At 68.5% G+C, this 19,627-nt stretch carries 11 protein-coding genes, 1 tRNA gene, 1 rRNA gene and 1 pseudogene; 11 read left to right on the top strand and 3 right to left on the bottom strand.

The window, feature by feature from the left end; genetic code table 11:
- A 5S ribosomal RNA gene (gene rrf / locus ACFYP5_RS26095) occupies nucleotides 1–74 on the top strand; the annotation flags it as partial.
- Nucleotides 75–280: 206 nt separating this feature from the next.
- A tRNA-Thr gene (locus ACFYP5_RS26090) sits at nucleotides 281–353 on the top strand.
- A 131-nt stretch (nucleotides 354–484) separates the two neighbouring features.
- Here the strand turns inward: ACFYP5_RS26090 and ACFYP5_RS26085 are convergent.
- Nucleotides 485–3,112: a SpoIIE family protein phosphatase gene (locus tag ACFYP5_RS26085; protein ID WP_389040412.1), complete on the bottom strand. Its 2,628-nt coding sequence runs from the start codon at nucleotides 3,110–3,112 to the stop codon at nucleotides 485–487.
- Nucleotides 3,113–3,515: 403 nt separating this feature from the next.
- On the opposite strand from ACFYP5_RS26085, the gene ACFYP5_RS26080 reads away from it, so the two are divergent.
- The 9 genes and pseudogenes from ACFYP5_RS26080 to ACFYP5_RS26040 form a co-directional block, all read left to right on the top strand.
- Nucleotides 3,516–8,939 (top strand): HAMP domain-containing protein, encoded by a 5,424-nt coding sequence (locus ACFYP5_RS26080; RefSeq protein WP_389040410.1) that lies wholly within the window; start codon nucleotides 3,516–3,518, stop codon nucleotides 8,937–8,939.
- Nucleotides 8,940–9,183: 244 nt separating this feature from the next.
- Entirely contained in the window at nucleotides 9,184–9,861 is a 678-nt protein-coding gene (locus ACFYP5_RS26075; RefSeq protein ID WP_313939502.1) for a response regulator, read from the top strand.
- A gap of 168 nt (nucleotides 9,862–10,029) precedes the next feature.
- Nucleotides 10,030–12,816, top strand: a complete 2,787-nt coding sequence (locus ACFYP5_RS26070; protein WP_389040407.1) for a DNA translocase FtsK — start codon at nucleotides 10,030–10,032, stop codon at nucleotides 12,814–12,816.
- A gap of 219 nt (nucleotides 12,817–13,035) precedes the next feature.
- Complete coding sequence (locus tag ACFYP5_RS26065; protein ID WP_389040406.1) at nucleotides 13,036–13,839, top strand: helix-turn-helix domain-containing protein; 804 nt, start codon at nucleotides 13,036–13,038, stop codon at nucleotides 13,837–13,839.
- 121 nt (nucleotides 13,840–13,960) lie between these two features.
- A complete protein-coding gene (rimO, locus tag ACFYP5_RS26060; RefSeq protein ID WP_389040403.1) occupies nucleotides 13,961–15,439 on the top strand; it encodes a 30S ribosomal protein S12 methylthiotransferase RimO in 1,479 nt (492 codons plus the stop codon).
- Complete coding sequence (gene pgsA / locus ACFYP5_RS26055; RefSeq protein WP_389040401.1) at nucleotides 15,436–16,155, top strand: CDP-diacylglycerol--glycerol-3-phosphate 3-phosphatidyltransferase; 720 nt, start codon at nucleotides 15,436–15,438, stop codon at nucleotides 16,153–16,155. The genes rimO and pgsA overlap by 4 nt, the downstream gene beginning before the upstream one ends.
- Nucleotides 16,152–16,661 (top strand): CinA family protein, encoded by a 510-nt coding sequence (locus ACFYP5_RS26050; RefSeq protein ID WP_389040399.1) that lies wholly within the window; start codon nucleotides 16,152–16,154, stop codon nucleotides 16,659–16,661. The genes pgsA and ACFYP5_RS26050 overlap by 4 nt, the downstream gene beginning before the upstream one ends.
- A 109-nt stretch (nucleotides 16,662–16,770) precedes the next feature.
- Nucleotides 16,771–17,154 (top strand): helix-turn-helix transcriptional regulator, encoded by a 384-nt coding sequence (locus tag ACFYP5_RS26045; protein WP_361450755.1) that lies wholly within the window; start codon nucleotides 16,771–16,773, stop codon nucleotides 17,152–17,154.
- A gap of 303 nt (nucleotides 17,155–17,457) precedes the next feature.
- Nucleotides 17,458–17,703, top strand: a pseudogene (locus ACFYP5_RS26040) (hypothetical protein); the annotation flags it as partial.
- Nucleotides 17,704–17,920: 217 nt separating this feature from the next.
- Here the strand turns inward: ACFYP5_RS26040 and ACFYP5_RS26035 are convergent.
- Together ACFYP5_RS26035 and ACFYP5_RS26030 are read right to left on the bottom strand one after the other, a co-directional pair.
- A complete protein-coding gene (locus ACFYP5_RS26035; protein ID WP_389040396.1) occupies nucleotides 17,921–18,685 on the bottom strand; it encodes an SDR family NAD(P)-dependent oxidoreductase in 765 nt (254 codons plus the stop codon).
- A gap of 36 nt (nucleotides 18,686–18,721) precedes the next feature.
- Nucleotides 18,722–19,522: a DNA-formamidopyrimidine glycosylase family protein gene (locus ACFYP5_RS26030; protein WP_389040394.1), complete on the bottom strand. Its 801-nt coding sequence runs from the start codon at nucleotides 19,520–19,522 to the stop codon at nucleotides 18,722–18,724.
- Nucleotides 19,523–19,627: the final 105 nt, after the last annotated feature.

The following is a 19,627-nucleotide window of genomic DNA, read 5'->3' as shown; positions in this document are numbered from 1 at the left end:
ACCCGGAAGCTAAGCCTTTCAGCGCCGATGGTACTGCAGGGGGGACCCTGTGGGAGAGTAGGACGCCGCCGAACAATTATTCCGGGAAAGCCCCGCACCTCTGGTGCGGGGCTTTTCTGCGTTTAGGGCGTGTCGGCTCACTGGGAGCGCAGGATGGCTGTACAGGACCGTGGGACAGACGAAGGCAGGTCCCGACGAGAAGGTTTGCACTTGGGTCCCGCGTAGTTATGTATATCCCTGAGTTCAGGGTATGCTCTATCTCGTTGCCACCGCGCAACAGGCCCCAATAGCTCAGTCGGTAGAGCGTCTCCATGGTAAGGAGAAGGTCTACGGTTCGATTCCGTATTGGGGCTCAGGTAATGCGAAAGGCCCCCGCCGATGGCGGGGGCCTTTCGCATGTCCGGTGCCTTCGGACTCACTCTTCTCGGGGTTAGTCCGGGTTGCCGGTGCCGGGGGCGGCGAGCAACTCACCGATGAGTCGCCGTCAGGCCGGGTGCGGCTCCGGGACCCGCATCGCCAGAATGGCCATGTCGTCGGAGGCCGGTTCGGCGGCGAAGCGTTCGACGGCCCGCAGGACACGGGACGCGACCGCTCCGGCCGTGAGGCCCGTACACGTGGTGAGAACGTCGGCCAGGCCGTCGTCCCCCAACATGCGAGTACCTTCACGGCGTTCTGTCACGCCATCGGTCACGCAGAGCAGGACATCACCAGGGGTGAGTGTGACCGTCTGCTCGTACAGTTCGAGGTCCTCGATGACGCCCAGCAGCGGCTGCGGTTCGGCTGCTGCCTCGACCGTCCCGTCCTGGCGCAGGCGCAGTGGCAGGGGATGCCCGGCGCACACCACCTTGAGCAGGGCGCTGCCGTCCTTCTGGGGCCACAGCTCTCCGTAGAGGAGGGTGAGGAAGCGGCTGCGGGAACCCTCGTCGAGGATGGCGGCGTTGAGACGTTCCAGGACGGCCGGGCCGCCGAAGCCCTCGCGGGCGAGCAGGCGCAGGGCATGACGGGCGAGGCCCGTGACGGCCGCGGCCTCCGGGCCCGTACCGCAGACGTCACCGATGGCGAAGCCGTATGCGCCGTCGCGGATCGGGAAGACGTCGTAGAAGTCGCCGCCGACCTCGTTGCCCTCGCCGGCCGCCCGGTAGATGACCTCGATCTCGACGTTGGGGACATCGGGGAGGCCCGGCGGCAGCAGGCTCCGCTGCAGGGACTGACTGATCGCCATGCGCTCCGAGTAGAGACGGGCGTTGTCGAGGGCGAGGGCGGCACGGCGGGACAGGTCCTCGGCAAGTTCGAGGATCTCCTGGCGGAAGTGGTCGTCGGACGGTTTGCCGAGTGTGAGCATTCCGATGACGCGGTTCCGGGCGACGAGCGGCAGGACCACCGTCTCGCCGCCCACCGCAGCCGCAGTGGCCAGTGTCGTGCGGATGCCGGCGCCGAGAGCGGTGGACTCGCTGAGGCCGATGCTGCGCATGGAGGTGCGCAGGGCCGCCTCGTGGGCGGCCGCGGAGGGTGCGGCCCATACCCGGGCGCCGGGGGTCGGCACCGGATCCGGCGGGGAGATCTTGGAGAGCAGTGCCTTGAGGCCGTCGATGAGCTCTTCGTCCTCGTGCAGCACATACGAGAGGTAGGGCTCCGAGGACTGGTCGGCGATCGTGTAGACGGCGCACCAGGTGGCCAGTGTGGGGACCGTCATCTGGGCCATCAGCGCCAGCGTCTGGTCCCGGTCGAGCGTGCCGGCAAGGAGATCGGAGGCCTCGACGAGGAAGGACAGCGAACCGCGGCGAAGCCGCTCGAGTTCGCCCAGACGGGCCGATTCCACGGCGAGCGCGATGCGGTCCGCGGCGAACTGGAGGCGCAGGGCTTCCTCGTTGGTGTACCGGCCCGGTGCTTCGGCGGCGACCCCGAGCGATCCGGTGAGTCGGCCTTCGACCTTGAGCGGGACGGTGACGACGGAGCGCATGCCGGTCCCGCCGAGCAGAGGTACGGCCCCGGGTACGGAGGTGAGGTCCTCGTGGACGGCGGGCATCCGGGCGGAGCCGTACCGTCCGGTGCCGGCCTCGACAGGGACCCGGGCGAAGCGTTGACGGGCGGACGGGAGGCCGGTCGTGGCCCGTACCTCCAGCTCCGTCTCGTCGTCCGTGGCCAGCAGCAGGAAGGCCGAATCCGCGTCGAGCATGTCGCGGGCCCGCTCGACGGTGCGCTGGAGCAGTCCGTCGAGGTCGTCGGGGGCGGGGGAGCCGATGAAGACCTCGAACGGGTCCGTGGTGCGGCTCTCCGCGCCGACGTCGGAGACAGGGGCGCGGACCGGGGACTGCAGCACGGCGCGCTCGTAGTCGCGGACGAGCAGACAGACTGTCGACGGTTCGCCCTGGGTGTCGCGGACTCTGAGGTGTGAGGCATAGACGGCGATGGTGCGGCCGTCGGCGGCGCGGATCCCGTAACTGCCCTCCCAGCGCGAGAGCTGGAGGGCGTCGGCGATGCCCGTGTTGGTGCCGGGGGTGTGCGGCCACGCCAGGAAGTCGGTGAGTTGCTTCCCGGTGACCTGATCCGCGCTGTAGCCGAAGAGGTACGTGCAGTCATCGTTCCAGGCGGCGACGGAACCGGAGCTGTCGATCTGGACGACGGCGACCCGGACGCGTTCGTCTGCGACCGGGAGGAGATCGGTGGGGAGCAGCGGTCCCGCGGAGCGGATGCCCACCGGGCGTTCGGGGAGTTCGAGCTGGAACCAGACATGCTTGTGCGTCGGGGAGTACTCGACGCCCCATCGGGAAGCGAGCGCCGCGCAGAGCAGCAGACCGCGGCCGCTCTCCCGGTCCGGGCTGCCGAAGTCCAGACCGGTGCTCTGGAGCGGGATCTCCCGTTCCGGATAGTGGTCGGAGACCTCGACCCGGACGCCGTCCTCCGTACGCAGACACAGAACGTCGGCTGCGGTGCCCGCGTGTACCACCGCGTTGGTCACGAGCTCGCTGGTGAGGACGACCGCGTCGTCCACGATGTCGATGTACCCCCATCCCTGAAGGGTGTCACGCACGAAGGCCCGGGCGGTCGCGACGGAGCGCCCGACCGGGTCGAAGGTGGCAGCCGCGCGCGCGGTGATCACAGCACTCCCCATATGGTGTCTCGTCGCTTCCCAGAGTCCTGTGCCCGATTCTCGCCGCTTCGATTCGCTTAGCCAGGCTAGACGCTTGGTCTCGGTCCCGGGTACGCGAGGGCCGAGTTCGGACAAGGGCGACCAGGATGTGGTCGTCGAGCGGACAAGTGTGGGCTTCCCAACGGAGGGATGAGGGATAACCGTTGGAGGTTCCATGTAGATCTGTTTCGGCCTGGTACGTTTCAACGATTTGACGTCCGCATGGTCACCCGTCGACGGTGGGCAGTGGCGGTGAGCCGATGTGGAACTGGGCAAGCTCCCAGATATAGGCCCGAGCGATACGGTCAACCCCTGCGGGAGGGACACGGTGGAGTCTGGCGTGGCGGCGCGGGGATCAGGCACGCGCACAAAAGGCGGACAGTCCGTGAAGAAACAGCGCAATGGAACCATCGACGTGGATGCGGCGGCGCTCAACAGACTGCTCGCGGGCCTGGTGGCGATGCGCGACGGGAACTTCCGTCGGCGTCTGACCGTGTCGGGCGAGGGCGTGATGACGGAGCTCGCGGCCGTCTTCAACGAGGTCGCGGACCGCAATCTCCATCTCACCGGGGAACTGGCACGTGTACGTCGCGTGGTCGGGCGCGAGGGGAAGCTGACCGAACGGCTGGAGACGGGGGCCTGCGAGGGCTCCTGGGCCGCTGCCATCGATGCCTCGAACGAGCTGGTCGACGATCTGGCGCGGCCGGTGTCGGAGGTCGGACGGGTGCTCTCGGCGGTTGCCGACGGTGATCTCGAACAGCGGATGGAGCTCCGGTCGCACTCGACCGACGAGACCGTGCGGCCGCTGCGTGGCGAGTTCCTGAAGGTGGCCCGTACGGTCAACAACCTGGTCGACCAGCTGTCGGCGTTCACCGAGCAGGTGACGCGGGTGGCGGTCGAGGTGGGTACCGAGGGCAAGCTGGGCGGGCAGGCCCAGGTGCGCGGAATGTCCGGTTCCTGGAAGGACCTCACGGACTCCGTCAACACCATGGCGTACCGGCTCACCGCGCAGGTGCGGGACATCGCGCTGGTGACGACGGCGGTCGCCAAGGGTGATCTGTCGCGGAAGGTCACCGTCCATGTGGCCGGCGAGATGCTCCAGCTGAAGAACACCGTCAACACGATGGTCGACCAGCTGTCGTCGTTCTCCTCCGAGGTGACCCGGGTCGCCCGTGAGGTGGGCACGGAGGGCGAGCTGGGCGGTCAGGCGACGGTGCCCGGCGTGGCCGGGGTGTGGAAGGACCTCACCGACTCCGTCAACACGATGGCCGGAAACCTCACCTCGCAGGTGCGCGGCATCGCCGAGGTGACGACGGCGGTCGCCAATGGTGACCTGTCGCAGAAGGTCACGGTCAGCGCGCGCGGCGAGGTCGCGCAGCTCGCCGAGACGATCAACCAGATGACCGAGACGCTGCGGACCTTCGCGGACGAAGTGACGCGGGTGGCGAGCGAGGTCGGTGGCGAGGGTCTGCTGGGCGGTCAGGCGCAGGTTCCCGGTGCGGCGGGTACGTGGAAGGACCTCACCGATTCGGTGAACACGGTCTTCCGGAATCTGACCACGCAGGTGCGGGACATCGCGCAGGTGACGACGGCGGTGGCCAGCGGTGACATGACGCAGAAGGTCACCGTGGATGTGGCCGGCGAGATGCTGGAGCTGAAGAACACCGTCAACACGATGGTGGACCAGCTGCAGTCCTTCGGTTCCGAAGTGACCCGGGTCGCCCGGGAGGTCGGTGTCGAGGGCCGGCTGGGCGGACAGGCCGAGGTTCCGGGTGCGGCGGGTACGTGGAAGGACCTCACCGATTCGGTGAACACGGCGTTCCGGAACCTGACGGGTCAGGTGCGGGACATCGCGCAGGTGACGACGGCGGTCGCGAACGGCGATCTGTCGCAGAAGGTCACCGTGGATGTGGCCGGCGAGATGCTGGAGCTGAAGAACACCGTCAACACGATGGTGGCGCAGCTGTCGTCCTTCGCCGACCAGGTGACCCGGATGGCGCGGGACGTGGGCACGGAGGGCCGGCTCGGCGGCCAGGCGCGGGTCGACGGTGTCTCCGGTACGTGGAAGGAGCTCACCGACTCCGTCAACTTCATGGCGGGGAACCTGACCTCGCAGGTGCGTCAGATCGCCCAGGTGACGACTGCGGTCGCGCGGGGCGATCTCTCGCAGAAGATCGACGTGGACGCCCGCGGCGAGATCCTGGAGCTGAAGAACACCATCAACACGATGGTCGACCAGCTCTCCGCCTTCGCCGAGCAGGTGACCCGGGTGGCCCGTGAGGTGGGCACGGACGGACGGCTCGGCGGCCAGGCGCAGGTGCCCGGCGTGGCCGGTGTGTGGCGCGATCTGACCGATTCGGTGAACGGCATGGCGGGGAACCTCACCGCCCAGGTGCGTAACATCGCGCAGGTCGCGACCGCGGTGGCGCGCGGTGACCTGTCGCAGAAGATCGACGTGGACGCCCGCGGCGAGATCCTGGAGCTGAAGAACACCCTCAACACGATGGTGGACCAGCTGTCGAACTTCGCGGAGCAGGTGACGCGGGTCGCCCGTGAGGTGGGCACGGCAGGCATCCTGGGCGGCCAGGCCGAGGTGCAGGGCGTGTCCGGTACCTGGAAGGACCTCACCCAGTCCGTCAATGGCATGGCCAACAATCTGACCCTGCAGGTCCGCAACATCGCCGAGGTCACCACCGCGGTCGCCAAGGGCGATCTTTCGAAGAAGATCACCGTCGACGCCAAGGGCGAAATCCTCGAACTGGTGACGACCGTCAACACGATGGTCGACCAGCTGCTCAACTTCGCCGACGAGGTGACGCGAGTCGCGCGTGAGGTGGGCACCGAGGGCATCCTGGGCGGTCAGGCCCGGGTGCGAGGTGCGACGGGTATCTGGAAGGACCTCAGCGACAACGTCAACTTGATGGCCAACAATCTGACCAGCCAGGTGCGGAACATCTCCCGGGTCTCGTCCGCGGTCGCCAACGGCGACCTCACCAAGAAGGTCACCGTCGAGGCCCGCGGCGAGGTCGCCGAGCTCGCCGACACCGTCAACACGATGGTGACGACGCTGTCGTCGTTCGCCGACGAGGTGACCCGGGTGGCCCGCGAGGTGGGCACGGAGGGCGAGCTGGGCGGTCAGGCGCGGGTCCCGGGCGTCTCCGGTACGTGGAAGGACCTGACCGAGTCGGTGAACTCGATGGCGTCCAACCTGACCGGTCAGGTGCGCCAGATCGCCACGGTCACCACAGCCATCGCCAAGGGCGATCTCACCAAGAAGATCGACATCGACGCCCGCGGCGAGATCCTGGAGCTGAAGAACACCATCAACACGATGGTCGACCAGTTGTCGTCCTTCGCGGAGCAGGTGACCCGGGTGGCCCGCGAGGTGGGCACCGAGGGACAGCTGGGCGGCCAGGCCCGGGTCCGGGACGTGGACGGCACCTGGCGCGACCTCACCGAGTCCGTGAACGAGATGGCCGGGAACCTGACCCGTCAGGTGCGAGCCATCGCGGCCGTCGCCACCGCGGTGACCCGCGGCGATCTCAACCTCAAGATCGACGTGGACGCGGCAGGTGAGATCCAGGCCCTGCAGGACAACATCAACACGATGATCGCCAACCTGCGCGACACCACGGCCACCAACAAGGAGCAGGACTGGCTCAAGGGCAACCTCGCCCGGATCTCCGGTCTGATGCAGGGGCGCCGCGATCTCGACGACGTCGCTTCGCTGATCATGAGCGAGCTGACCCCGGTCGTCTCGGCGCAGCACGGGGCGTTCTTCCTGGCCGTGCCTACCGGTGACATGGAGGCGATGGGCGCGGAGGCCGACAAGGAAGGCGCGTACGTGCTCCGGATGCGGGGCAGTTACGGCTACTCCGCGGGATCGATGCCGACGTCGTTCCGGCCGGGTGAGACGCTCATCGGCACGGCGGCGGAGGAGAAGCGGACGATCCAGGTGGACAACGTGCCGCCTGGTTATCTGAAGATCTCCTCGGGGCTCGGCGAGGCGCCGCCCGCGCATGTGATCGTGCTGCCGGTGCTCTTCGAGGGGCAGGTCCTCGGTGTGATCGAGCTGGCCTCGTTCCAGCCGTTCACCCACATTCAGCGCGACTTCCTCAACCAGCTGGCCGAGATGATCGCGACGAGCGTCAACACGATCAGTGTCAACACCAAGACGGAGAAGCTCCTGGAGCAGTCGCAGGAGCTGACCGAGCAACTGCGTGACCGGTCAGAGGAGTTGGAGAACCGGCAGAAGGCGCTGCAGGCCTCCAACGCCGAACTGGAGGAGAAGGCCGAGCTGCTGGCCCAGCAGAACCGCGACATCGAGGTGAAGAACACCGAGATCGAGGAGGCCCGGCAGGTTCTGGAGGAGCGTGCCGAGCAGCTCGCCGTCTCGATGCGCTACAAGTCCGAATTCCTGGCGAACATGTCGCACGAGCTGCGTACGCCGCTCAACTCGCTGCTCATCCTGGCCAAGTTGCTCGCGGACAACGCCGAGGGCAATCTCTCGCCGAAGCAGGTGGAGTTCGCGGAGACGATCCACGGGGCAGGTTCCGATCTGCTTCAGCTGATCAACGACATCCTCGATCTGTCGAAGGTCGAGGCGGGCAAGATGGACGTCAGTCCGACCCGGATCGCGCTGGTCCAGCTGGTCGACTACGTGGAGGCGACGTTCCGGCCGCTCACCGCCGAGAAGGGGCTCGACTTCTCCGTACGGGTGTCGCCGGAGCTGCCCGCGACGCTGCACACGGACGAACAGCGGCTGCTGCAGGTGCTGCGCAATCTGCTGTCCAACGCGGTGAAGTTCACCGACAGCGGCGCCGTCGAGCTGGTGATCCGGCCTGCCGGCGCCGATGTGCCGAACGCCATCCGCGAGCAGCTCCTCGAAGCCGGTTCGCTGCGCGACGCCGACGCCGATCTGATCGCGTTCTCGGTCACCGACACCGGTATCGGGATCGCGTCCAGCAAGATGCTGGTGATCTTCGAGGCGTTCAAGCAGGCGGACGGTACGACAAGCCGCAAGTACGGCGGTACGGGGCTCGGGCTGTCCATCAGCCGGGAGATCGCCCGGCTGCTGGGCGGCGAGATCCATGCGGCGAGCGAGCCGGGCCGCGGCTCGACCTTCACGCTGTATCTGCCGCTGCACCCCAGTGAGCTGCCGCCGCAGGGCTACCCGCAGATCGGTCCCGGTCCCATCGAGGCGCATGGCCAGGCGGTCGAGGAAGGGCTGATCCCGGAGGCGGGGGCGGGCGCCCGCCTGTCGGCGCCGCCGCACGGTCAGGTCGGTTCCGCAGGGCTGTTCCGGCATCGCCGCAAGGCGCTCGGCGGGAGGGAGCAGAGGCCCGCGCTGTCGGCGAGGAGCACCGCGCCACCCCAGGAGTCGTGGGCGGCGGCCGGTCAGGAGGAGCCCGAGGCCCGCAAGGTATTCCGGTTCGACGGCGAGAAGGTGCTGATCGTCGACGACGACATCCGTAACGTCTTCGCGCTGACCAGCGTGCTGGAGCAGCACGGTCTCTCGGTGCTGTACGCGGAGAACGGGCGCGAGGGCATCGAAGTCCTGGAGCAGCACGACGATGTGACGGTTGTGCTGATGGACATCATGATGCCGGAGATGGACGGCTATGCGACAACGACGGCGATCCGTCGGATGCCGCAGTTCGCCGGGCTTCCCATCATCGCGCTGACCGCGAAGGCGATGAAGGGCGACAGGGAGAAGGCGATCGATTCCGGTGCTTCCGACTATGTCACCAAGCCGGTTGATCCTGACCATCTGCTCTCCGTCATGGAGCAGTGGATGCGCGGAGAGTGATCGTCAATTGAGTGGATCACGATAAGTTGCTGATCGACTGTGCTCGAAGGGGTGTGAGAGGGCGGTGGACGGGGAACCTTCTGGTCTCCCACCGCGTTTTTGGTATGTGCACAGTGACATCGCGGTGACAGGGTGTGGTGACGGGCGGGGTGCGGCTACCATGACCGGCACAAGGACGGACGGCGCAAGGGAGTCGTCCCCTGGGGCGGCGCCCGGTGCAATTCCGGGGCGAGGAGGACGGGCCATGGTGCAGAAGGCCAAGATCCTCCTGGTCGATGACCGGCCAGAGAATCTGCTGGCGCTGGAGGCCATCCTCTCTGCGCTCGATCAGACGCTGGTTCGGGCATCGTCAGGGGAGGAAGCGCTCAAAGCGCTGCTGACGGACGACTTTGCGGTCATTCTGCTGGACGTCCAGATGCCAGGCATGGACGGTTTCGAAACCGCCGCGCATATCAAGCGGCGGGAGCGGACCCGGGACATTCCGATCATCTTCCTCACCGCGATCAATCACGGTCCGCATCACACCTTCCGGGGGTACGCGGCGGGCGCGGTGGACTACATCTCGAAGCCGTTCGATCCCTGGGTGCTGCGCGCCAAGGTCTCGGTCTTCGTCGAGCTCTACATGAAGAACTGCCAACTGCGCGAGCAGGCCGCGCTGCTCAGGCTCCAGCTCGAGGGCGGCGGCCGCCCGAGCGCGGACCAGGACAAGGAGCCCGCCGGGCTGCTGGCCGAACTCTCGGCGCGCCTCGCGGCCGTCGAGGAGCAGGCGGAGGCCCTCTCCAAGCAGCTCGACGACGAGTCGGCGGACGCCGCGGCTGTGGCCACGGCCGCCCATCTCGAACGGAAGCTGACCGGACTGCGGCGTGCGCTCGACGCGCTGGAGCCGGGCACCGGGAGCGGCACGGCCGCGCTTCCTTCGTAGCACGTCCTTCGCGGAACTCCCCGGCCCGGAAGCCGCCTTCGGGGCCGGGCCGCTGACGGTCCGTCCACGGTGAGGGCGTGTCAGTTTCCGGCCCCCGTGCGGCGACACGGTGGGGTGAACCCAGAGGCACACGTGTTCACGGCCGCCGACACCGGTAACCTCGGCACCATGGCCTCACGTACGTCCGGCAAGGGTTCCCAGGGCACGGCGGGCACCGCGAAGCGTCCCGGCCGTACCGGTGGCCCGGCGAAGAAAGCCGCGCCCGCGAAGAAAGCCGCCGCGAAGAAGACGGCGCCCGCGAAGAAGACACCGGCCAAGAAGACACCGGCCAAGAAGGCGGCTGCGCCCAGACCCGCACCGTCACCCACCGGGGGCGTGTACTGGCTGGTGCGGGCCCTCTGGCTCGGTGCGGCCCATGCCGTCGGCGCGATGCTCCGCGGCATAGGGCGCGGCGCCAAGGGACTCGATCCCGCACACCGCAAGGACGGCGTCGCCCTTCTGCTGCTCGGCCTCGCGCTGGTCGTCGCCGCGGGCACCTGGTCGAATCTGCGGGGGCCCGTCGGCGACCTCGTCGAGATGCTCGTCACCGGCGCCTTCGGCCGGCTCGATCTGCTCGTCCCGATACTGCTCGGCGCGATCGCCGTGCGGCTGATCCTCTACCCGGAGAAGCCCGAGGCCAACGGTCGTATCGTCATCGGACTCTCCGCCCTGGTCATCGGGGTGCTCGGGCAGGTGCACATCGCGTGCGGATCGCCGGGCCGCGAGGAAGGCAGCGAGGCGATGCAGGACGCGGGCGGCCTGATCGGCTGGGCTGCGTCCAAGCCGTTGATCTACACCATGGGCGAGGTCCTCGCCGTACCGCTGCTCCTGCTCCTCACCGTCTTCGGACTGCTCGTCGTCACCGCGACCCCCGTGAACGCCATTCCGCAGCGGCTGCGGCTGCTCGGCTCCAAGCTGGGGATCGTCGACCCGGAGTACGACCCCGAGGCGGACGACGAGAGCGACGACGAGCGGTACGACGAGCAGTGGCGCGAAGCGCTGCCCGCCCGCTCACGACGCTCCTCCGCGCGCCGCTCCGAGGCGCCCGAGGAGTACGACCCCGCGCAGGCGGAGGCCGAGGCGCTCTCCAAGCGCCGCAGGCCACGCAGGCCCTCCGCGCAGCCCGCGATGAACCGCACCATGGACGCGGTGGACGTCGCCGCGGCCGCGGCCGCGGCGCTCGACGGGGCGGTGCTCAACGGCATGCCGCCCTCGCCGATCGTCGCCGACCTCACCCAGGGCGTCACCGTCGAGCGGGACCGTGAACGGTCGGGCACCCCGGTGCCCGGTGCCCGGGAGGCGGAGCAGGCCCAGGGGGCGGGGAAGCCGGAGAAGAGTGCAGCGCTCTTCGACGGCGTACCCGATCTGACGAAGCCCGCGCCCGACCGCTCACAGTCCCAGCCGCTCCCGGCCCGCGCCGAGCAGCTGCAGCTCTCCGGGGACATCACGTACGCGCTGCCCTCGCTCGACCTGCTGGAACGCGGCGGCCCCGGCAAGACCCGCAGCGCCGCCAACGACGCGATCGTCGCCTCCCTGACGAACGTCTTCACCGAGTTCAAGGTCGATGCCGCGGTCACCGGCTTCACCCGCGGACCGACGGTGACGCGCTACGAGGTGGAGCTCGGCCCCGCTGTGAAGGTCGAGCGGATCACGGCGCTCGCCAAGAACATCGCGTACGCCGTCGCGAGCCCCGACGTCCGGATCATCTCCCCGATCCCGGGGAAGTCCGCCGTCGGCATCGAGATCCCCAACACCGACCGCGAGATGGTCAACCTCGGTGATGTGCTGCGCCTCGCGGACGCGGCCGAGGACGACCACCCGATGCTGGTCGCGCTCGGCAAGGACGTCGAGGGCGGCTACGTGATGGCCAACCTGGCGAAGATGCCGCACGTGCTGGTGGCCGGTGCGACCGGTTCCGGCAAGTCGTCCTGCATCAACTGCCTGATCACCTCGGTCATGGTGCGGGCGACCCCGGAGGACGTGCGGATGGTGCTGGTCGACCCCAAGCGCGTCGAGCTCACCGCCTACGAGGGCATCCCGCACCTGATCACGCCGATCATCACCAACCCGAAGCGCGCCGCCGAGGCACTGCAGTGGGTCGTACGGGAGATGGACCTCCGGTACGACGACCTCGCGGCGTTCGGATACCGGCACATCGACGACTTCAACCAGGCCGTGCGCAACGGCAAGGTCAAGCTGCCGGAGGGCAGCGAGCGGGAGCTCTCCCCGTACCCGTATCTGCTGGTCATCGTCGACGAGCTGGCCGACCTGATGATGGTCGCTCCGCGCGACGTCGAGGACGCCATCGTCCGCATCACCCAGCTGGCGCGCGCCGCGGGCATCCATCTCGTGCTCGCCACCCAGCGGCCCTCGGTCGATGTCGTCACCGGTCTGATCAAGGCGAATGTGCCCTCCCGGCTCGCCTTCGCGACCTCTTCGCTCGCCGACAGCCGTGTCATCCTCGACCAGCCCGGCGCCGAGAAGCTGATCGGCAAGGGGGACGGACTGTTCCTGCCGATGGGGGCCAACAAGCCCACCCGCATGCAGGGCGCGTTCGTCACGGAGGGCGAGGTCGCGGCCATCGTCCAACACTGCAAGGATCAGATGGCGCCCGTCTTCCGCGAGGATGTGGTGGTCGGCGGCGCCAAGAAGAAGGAGATCGACGAGGACATCGGCGACGACCTGGATCTGCTCTGCCAGGCTGCCGAACTGGTCGTCTCCACCCAGTTCGGTTCCACCTCGATGCTCCAGCGCAAGCTGCGGGTCGGCTTCGCCAAGGCCGGCCGGCTCATGGACCTCATGGAGTCGCGGAACATCGTCGGACCGAGCGAGGGGTCCAAGGCGCGCGATGTCATGGTGAAACCGGATGAACTGGACGAGGTGTTGGCACAGATCCGCGGGGATACTGCTTCGTAAGGGTCTGATGGGCAACCGTTTCGCCGGGTCGCACGTCAACTTGAGGGAAGGGGCAGCAGGATGTTCTCCCAGAGGGCGTCCGGCGAATGGGACGGCGTTCGCATCCGATGGTGTTCGAATCCGATGGCGTACAAAGTCCTTGCTCCCGGTTGCCTCACCCTTTCGTACCCCCCCTAGACTGAACACCCAGCAGGTGGCTCACGCTCGAAAGGCGCCCCCGTGTCCATCGGCAACTCCCCCGAAGACGACCGGCCTTCGATCGGTCGAGTGCTTCAGCAGGCTCGTATCGCCGCAGGTCTCACGGTCGAAGAGGTCAGCTCGTCCACCCGGGTGCGCATCCCCATCGTGCACGCGATCGAGGAGGACGACTTCTCCCGCTGCGGCGGCGACGTGTACGCCCGCGGCCATATCCGCACCTTGGCGCGTGCCGTCTCCATCGATCCGGAACCGTTGGTCTCGCAGTACGACGCCGAGCACGGCGGCCGTCCCGCGCCCACGCCGGCGGCGCCGATGTTCGAAGCCGAACGGATCCGTTCCGATCCCCGTCGGCCCAACTGGACCGCGGCCATGGTCGCGGCGATCGTCGCCGTGGTCGGCTTCGTCGGCTTCACCTTCTTCAAGGGTGGTGACGGCGGCGGCGGCACGTCCACGCAGGTCGCGGAAGGTTCGACGCCCAACACAACCAGCCCCAAACCCAAGCCCACCAAGACCACCGACCCCAAGCCCGTACCGTCCGACAGCGCCATCGCCGCGGCCCCGCGGGACAAGGTCACGGTCAAGCTCAGCGCCAGTCAGGGCAAGAGCTGGATCTCTGCCAAGGACCACAACGGGCGGCAGCTCTTCGACGGGCTGCTGCTGCAGGGCCAGTCCAAGACCTTCCAGGACAAGGAGCGCATCGACCTCGTCCTCGGTGACGCCGGTTCGATCGAGCTCTTCGTCAACGGCAAGAAGGTCGAGGACAAGTTCCAGCCGGGCCAGGTCGAGCGACTCTCGTACACCAAGGGCGACCCCGAGGTCGGCTGACGGCAATGTGCACACCGCGAGCGCCCGGCAATCCTGCCGGGCGCTCGCGTCATTGTTACTCCCTGTAAGGGCGGAACCCTGCTCGGCGGGGTGAGTGCCAGGACAAAGTAGTCTTGAGCCCATGCCCGAACGCCGTACCGTCGCCCTTGTCACTCTTGGCTGCGCCCGTAACGAGGTGGACTCGGAGGAGCTCGCAGGCCGCTTGGCAGCGGACGGCTGGGAGCTCGTCGAGGATGCCTCCGACGCGGATGTCGCCGTCGTCAACACCTGTGGATTCGTCGAGGCCGCCAAGAAGGACTCCGTCGACGCTCTTCTCGAAGCCAACGATCTGAAGGACCACGGCCGGACCCAGGCCGTGGTCGCGGTCGGCTGCATGGCCGAGCGCTACGGCAAGGATCTTGCCGAAGCCCTGCCGGAAGCCGACGGGGTCCTCGGTTTCGACGACTACGCCGACATCTCCGACCGCCTCCAGACCATCCTCAACGGGGGCATCCACGCCTCGCACACCCCGCGTGACCGGCGCAAGCTGCTGCCGATCAGCCCGGCCGATCGGCAGGACGCCGCGGTCGCGCTGCCTGGACACGCGCAGGAAGCCGCCCCGGCCCCTGCGGACCTCCCGGACGGGGTTGCGCCGGTCTCCGGGCCGCGCGCACCGCTGCGCCGCCGGCTGGGCACCAGCCCGGTCGCCTCGGTGAAGCTCGCCTCCGGCTGCGACCGCCGCTGCTCCTTCTGCGCCATCCCGTCCTTCCGCGGCTCCTTCGTTTCGCGGCGTCCCTCGGACGTTCTGCAGGAGACCCGCTGGCTGGCCGAGCAGGGGGTCAAGGAGGTCATGCTGGTCTCCGAGAACAACACCTCGTACGGCAAGGACCTCGGCGACATCCGGCTGCTGGAGACGCTGCTGCCGGAACTCGCCGATGTCGACGGGATCGAGCGGATCCGGGTCAGCTACCTGCAGCCCGCCGAGATGCGGCCCGGCCTGATCGACGTGCTGACGTCGACGCCGAAGGTCGCCCCGTACTTCGATCTCTCCTTCCAGCACTCCGCCCCCGGGGTGCTGCGCGCGATGCGCCGCTTCGGGGACACCGACCGCTTCCTGGAGCTCCTGGAGACCATCCGCAGCAAGGCGCCGCAGGCCGGTGCGCGGTCGAACTTCATCGTCGGCTTCCCCGGGGAGACCGAGGCCGACCTCGCCGAGCTGGAACGCTTCCTCACAGGTGCGCGGCTCGATGCCATCGGCGTCTTCGGTTACTCCGACGAGGAGGGAACCGAGGCGGTCGGCTACGAGAACAAGCTCGGCGCCGACGTCATCGCGGAGCGGCTCGCACACATCTCGCAGCTGGCCGAGGAGCTGACCTCCCAGCGCGCCGAGGAGCGGCTCGGAGAGTCCCTCCAGGTGCTGGTCGAGTCGGTCGACCCCACGGACGACGAGCCGCGCGCGGTGGGGCGTGCGGCGCATCAGGCTCCCGAAACGGACGGCCAGGTGCTCTTCACCGGGCGCGAGGGCCTCGCGCCGGGCCGTATGGTCGAGGCGAAGGTCGTGGGCACCGAGGGCGTGGACCTGGTGGCCGAGTGTTCCGAACTTGTGGAGGCAGCCAGATGACCGGAGTCCCGGCATCCGCGGCAGGCGGATCCGGCACGAAGCCGGTCCGCGGCGGCAAGCTGGGCACTGCGGCCGTCAACCAGGCCAGCCTGTGGAACATCGCCAACATCCTGACCATGGTGCGGCTGCTGCTGGTGCCCGGCTTCGTCATGCTGCTGCTGCACAACGGCGGCTACGACCCGGCCTGGCGCTCGTTCGCCTGGGCGGCGTTCGCCGTCGCCATGATCACCGACCTCTTCGACGGTCACCTGGCGCGCACATACAACCTGGTCACCGACTTCGGGAAGATCGCCGACCCGATCGCCGACAAGGCGATCATGGGTGCGGCGCTGATCTGTCTGTCCTACCTCGGCGATCTGCCCTGGTGGGTCACGGGCGTGATCCTCTTCCGCGAGATCGGCATCACCTTGATGCGGTTCTGGGTGATACGGCATGCGGTGATTCCGGCCAGTCGTGGCGGCAAGATGAAGACACTGGCGCAGGGGACGGCGGTCGGGATGTATGTCCTGGCACTGACCGGCCCGCTTGCCACGCTGCGCTTCTGGGTGATGGCGGTGGCCGTCGTGTTGACGGTCGTCACCGGGCTCGACTATGTGCGCCAGGCGGTCGTGCTGCGGCGCAAGGGGCTGGCGGCTGAGCGGGCTGCTGCGGCCGACCGGGCTTCCGGAAAATCCGCGCCCACCGGCGCTTCGGATTCCGCGGAGGCCGAGCGGTGACTTCCGCGGCCCGGGTGCTGCAGCTGCTCGTGGAGCGTGGCGAGACTCTCGCCGTCGCCGAGTCGCTGACCGGCGGCCTGGTCGCGGCGGAGCTGACCTCCGTACCCGGTGCCTCGAACTCTTTCCGTGGGTCCGTGACGGCGTACGCCACGCCCCTCAAGCGGGACGTGCTGGCTGTGGACGGGGCCTTGCTGGCAGCGCACGGCGCGGTGGATCCCGAGGTCGCGCGGCAGATGGCGACAGGTGTGCGGCGCGTTCTCGGTGCAGACTGGGGATTGTCGACCACCGGCGTCGCGGGACCGGAGCCACAGGACGGCAAGCCCGTCGGGACGGTCTACGTAGCGGTCGCGGGGCCGGACGGCGCGGAGAAAGTGGCCGCGCTGCGGTTGAACGGCGACCGGGCGGACATCCGTAGAGAGAGTGTACGGAGCGTGCTCGAATTGCTCTCCGGCGAACTCGGCGAGAATGCGAGCGCACAGGATACGGAACACAACGGGGGGAATTGATGTTTGCAGCCCTGAGTGAACACGACATCGCTCCCCGCACGGCCGCAGCGCAAGGCGGTACGGTGGGGCGTGAAGGATGCGGCTACGCGGTCCGAGGAGGGAGCCACCGATGATTCTGCTCCGTCGCCTGCTTGGTGACGTGCTGCGTCGGCAGCGCCAGCGCCAAGGCCGTACTCTGCGCGAAGTCTCCTCGTCCGCCCGAGTCTCGCTCGGCTATCTCTCCGAGGTGGAGCGGGGGCAGAAGGAGGCATCCTCCGAGCTGCTCTCCGCCATTTGCGACGCGCTTGACGTACGGATGTCCGAGCTCATGCGTGAAGTGAGCGATGAGCTGTCGCTGGCTGAGCTGGCCGAGTCGGCAGCAGTTGGCGATCCGGTACCTGTACCGGTGCGCCCCATGCTCAATTCCGTCTCCGTGACGTCGGTGGCAGGTGTGCCGACGGGACGGGTGACAATCAAGGCACCCGCGGAAGCGGTGGATGTCGTCGCCGCCTGACCCGCGCACTCGGTGTGCACCGGAGCCCCGGTCGGCCCCTTCTGGGGTCGGTCGGGGCTTCTGTGTGTGCGGAGGCTCGGATCGTGGATGCGTGGATAAGGCGTTCGGGAGTATGCATATCAGCTGAATTTCCCGAATTACGGTTTCAACCCATATGTGTCATCGTGGGTGATGCGTCGATGACTGTGAGGTCATGTGGCCCTACGAATGGAGGCTCGTCCGCGCCGTGCGCGCCGGTACTGCACCGGTGCGCTCTCCCGCCGGGTGATCGGCCCGGACTAGGTTCGGTCGGAGGAGGCAGCCATGGTACGGCGATGGGTGCCCGCGCTCGTTCTCGGCGGGGTGTGGTGGTGGGCTGTGCTGCGGCTGCTGCTGGAGCCGGAACACGTAGGGCTTGTCGAGGGTGCGGTGGCAGCGGGCGGCTGGGGGCTGAGTCTCCTGCCCGTCCATGTGGCCACGAGCGCGGCTCCGACCGGAGCGGTCGGGTCCGACGATGACGCGGCCGGGTGGTTCGCGGTCGGGATACGCCGTGCCGGCAGCGCGTGGCGCACTGCCGGTGTGTGGGGCGCCACCGGGGCGCGACTGGGTGCCGAGGTGTGGCGTACTGCCGAGGCGTGGATCGCCACCGGGGCGCGGCTGGCTGCCGAGGCGTGGCGTACTGCCGCTGTCCGGGGCGCCGCCGGGATACGCCGTGCCGGAAGCGCATGGCGTGCTGCCGGAGCGTGGGGGGCCGCCGGGGCTCGGCTCGCTGCCGACGTGTGGCGAACTACCAGGGCATGGCGACGCCGCCGTTCGGGCGGAGGATCTGGCCGGTCATGAAGGCCGACGCGTCGGACGCCAGGTGCAGGACCGTGTGGGCGACATCTTCCGCCTCACCCACCCGGCCGAGCGGAGAAATCCGGACCATTGCGGTCTCTGTCCGATGCTGCAGTTCCGCGTCGTGCTTGGCGGTCATCGGGGTACGGATCCAGCCCGGCGCGACGGCATTGACCCGGATGGAACGGGGCCCGAGCTCGGTCGCCAGGGTCCTGGTCAGTTGAACGACCGCCGCCTTGGCGGCGCTGTAGCAGAGCAGGCCCGGGCTTGCGGCGTCGACCGCGCCCGAGGTCATGGTGATCAGTGAGCCGGGTGCGCCGCGCGTGATCATGCTGCGGGCAACCTCCTGGCAGGCGTACAGAACGCCTTTGAAATTGACGGCGAGGACGCGGTCGAGGTCCTCGTCCGCCGTCTCCAGGACGCTGCTCGTGTGCATGATTCCGGCGACGGCGGCCAGGATGTCTACGCCGCCCGCTGCGGTCACCGCGTCCCGGAGCTGACTGCGGTCGGTGACATCGAGTTGATGGGTGTGGGCTGCGCCACCCGCTTTGGTGATCATGTCCTGCGTTTCCAGCAGGCCTGTCCCGTCGCGGTCCGCGCAGTGGACGGTTGCTCCCGCCTCCGCGAGCAGGACGGCACTGGCCCGGCCGATGCCGCCGGCTGCGCCGGTGATGAACGCGGAGCGGCCTGTGAGGTCGTACGCGGTGAGAGACATGTCCGGACCGTACGACCGTATCTGACGGGGCGTCAACTATGGCGTGGGGCCCGATTGGCAGCGGGGGCACCAGTACGTGGGACGAGTGTCCTGTTCCGCCGCACGAATGGGGGCGCCGCACCTCAGACAGGGGCGGTGGGTCCGCCCGTACACCCACAGCCGCTCGGACGGGCCGTACCCGCGTGCCCGGGAACCGGTGGTCGTGCGGACCGGTCGGTCCCGATTGGCTTCGAGGAGCTGCTTGGCCGTGGTGACCAGATGCACGGCGGTGGTGGCGGGCAGGTCACCGACGGGGAGCCAGGGGGTGGCTCGGGAGAGGAAACAGAGTTCGGACTTGTAGACGTTGCCGATGCCGGCCAGGTTGCGCTGGTCCAGGAGGGCTTCGCCGAGGGGGCGGGTGGGGGCGGCGAGCAGGTTGCCCAGCGCGGTGTCGGGATTCCAGTCGGGGCCCAGCAGATCGGGGCCGAGATGGCCGACCGCCTTCTCCTCGTCGACTGTGCGGAGGAGTTCCAGGACGGGCAGCCGGTACCCGACCGCTGTGCGGTCCGCGGTGGAGAGAATCGCGCGGATCTGATGGGCCGGGCCGCCGCGCCAGCGCTCGCCCGGGACATAGATGCGCCAGGTACCGTCCATCCGCAGATGGCTGTGGAGAGTGAGGCCGCCCTCGATCCTGGTGAGGAGATGCTTGCCGCGCGAAACGGTGTCGAGGACGGTCCGGCCGGTGAGGTCGGCGGTCGCGAACCGGGGGACGCGCAGGTCGGAGCGGGTGAGGACCTGGTCGCCCAGTGCAGTGTGCAGACGCTTGGCGGTCTGCAGGACGGTATCTCCTTCGGGCATGCCTCCATGATGCGTGGTGGGGACGGGGTGCGAGGGGGTTGGCGTGGGTGTGGGCGGGCGTGGGCCGGGGCCGGGGCCGGTGGGGTGGGCGCGCGTGGAGCCGGG

The organism is Streptomyces sp. NPDC005262 (genome assembly GCF_042872425.1).
In the GTDB taxonomy this organism is placed as follows: Bacteria; Actinomycetota; Actinomycetes; order Streptomycetales; family Streptomycetaceae; genus Streptomyces.
This window is presented reverse-complemented; position numbering and strand designations above follow the sequence as displayed.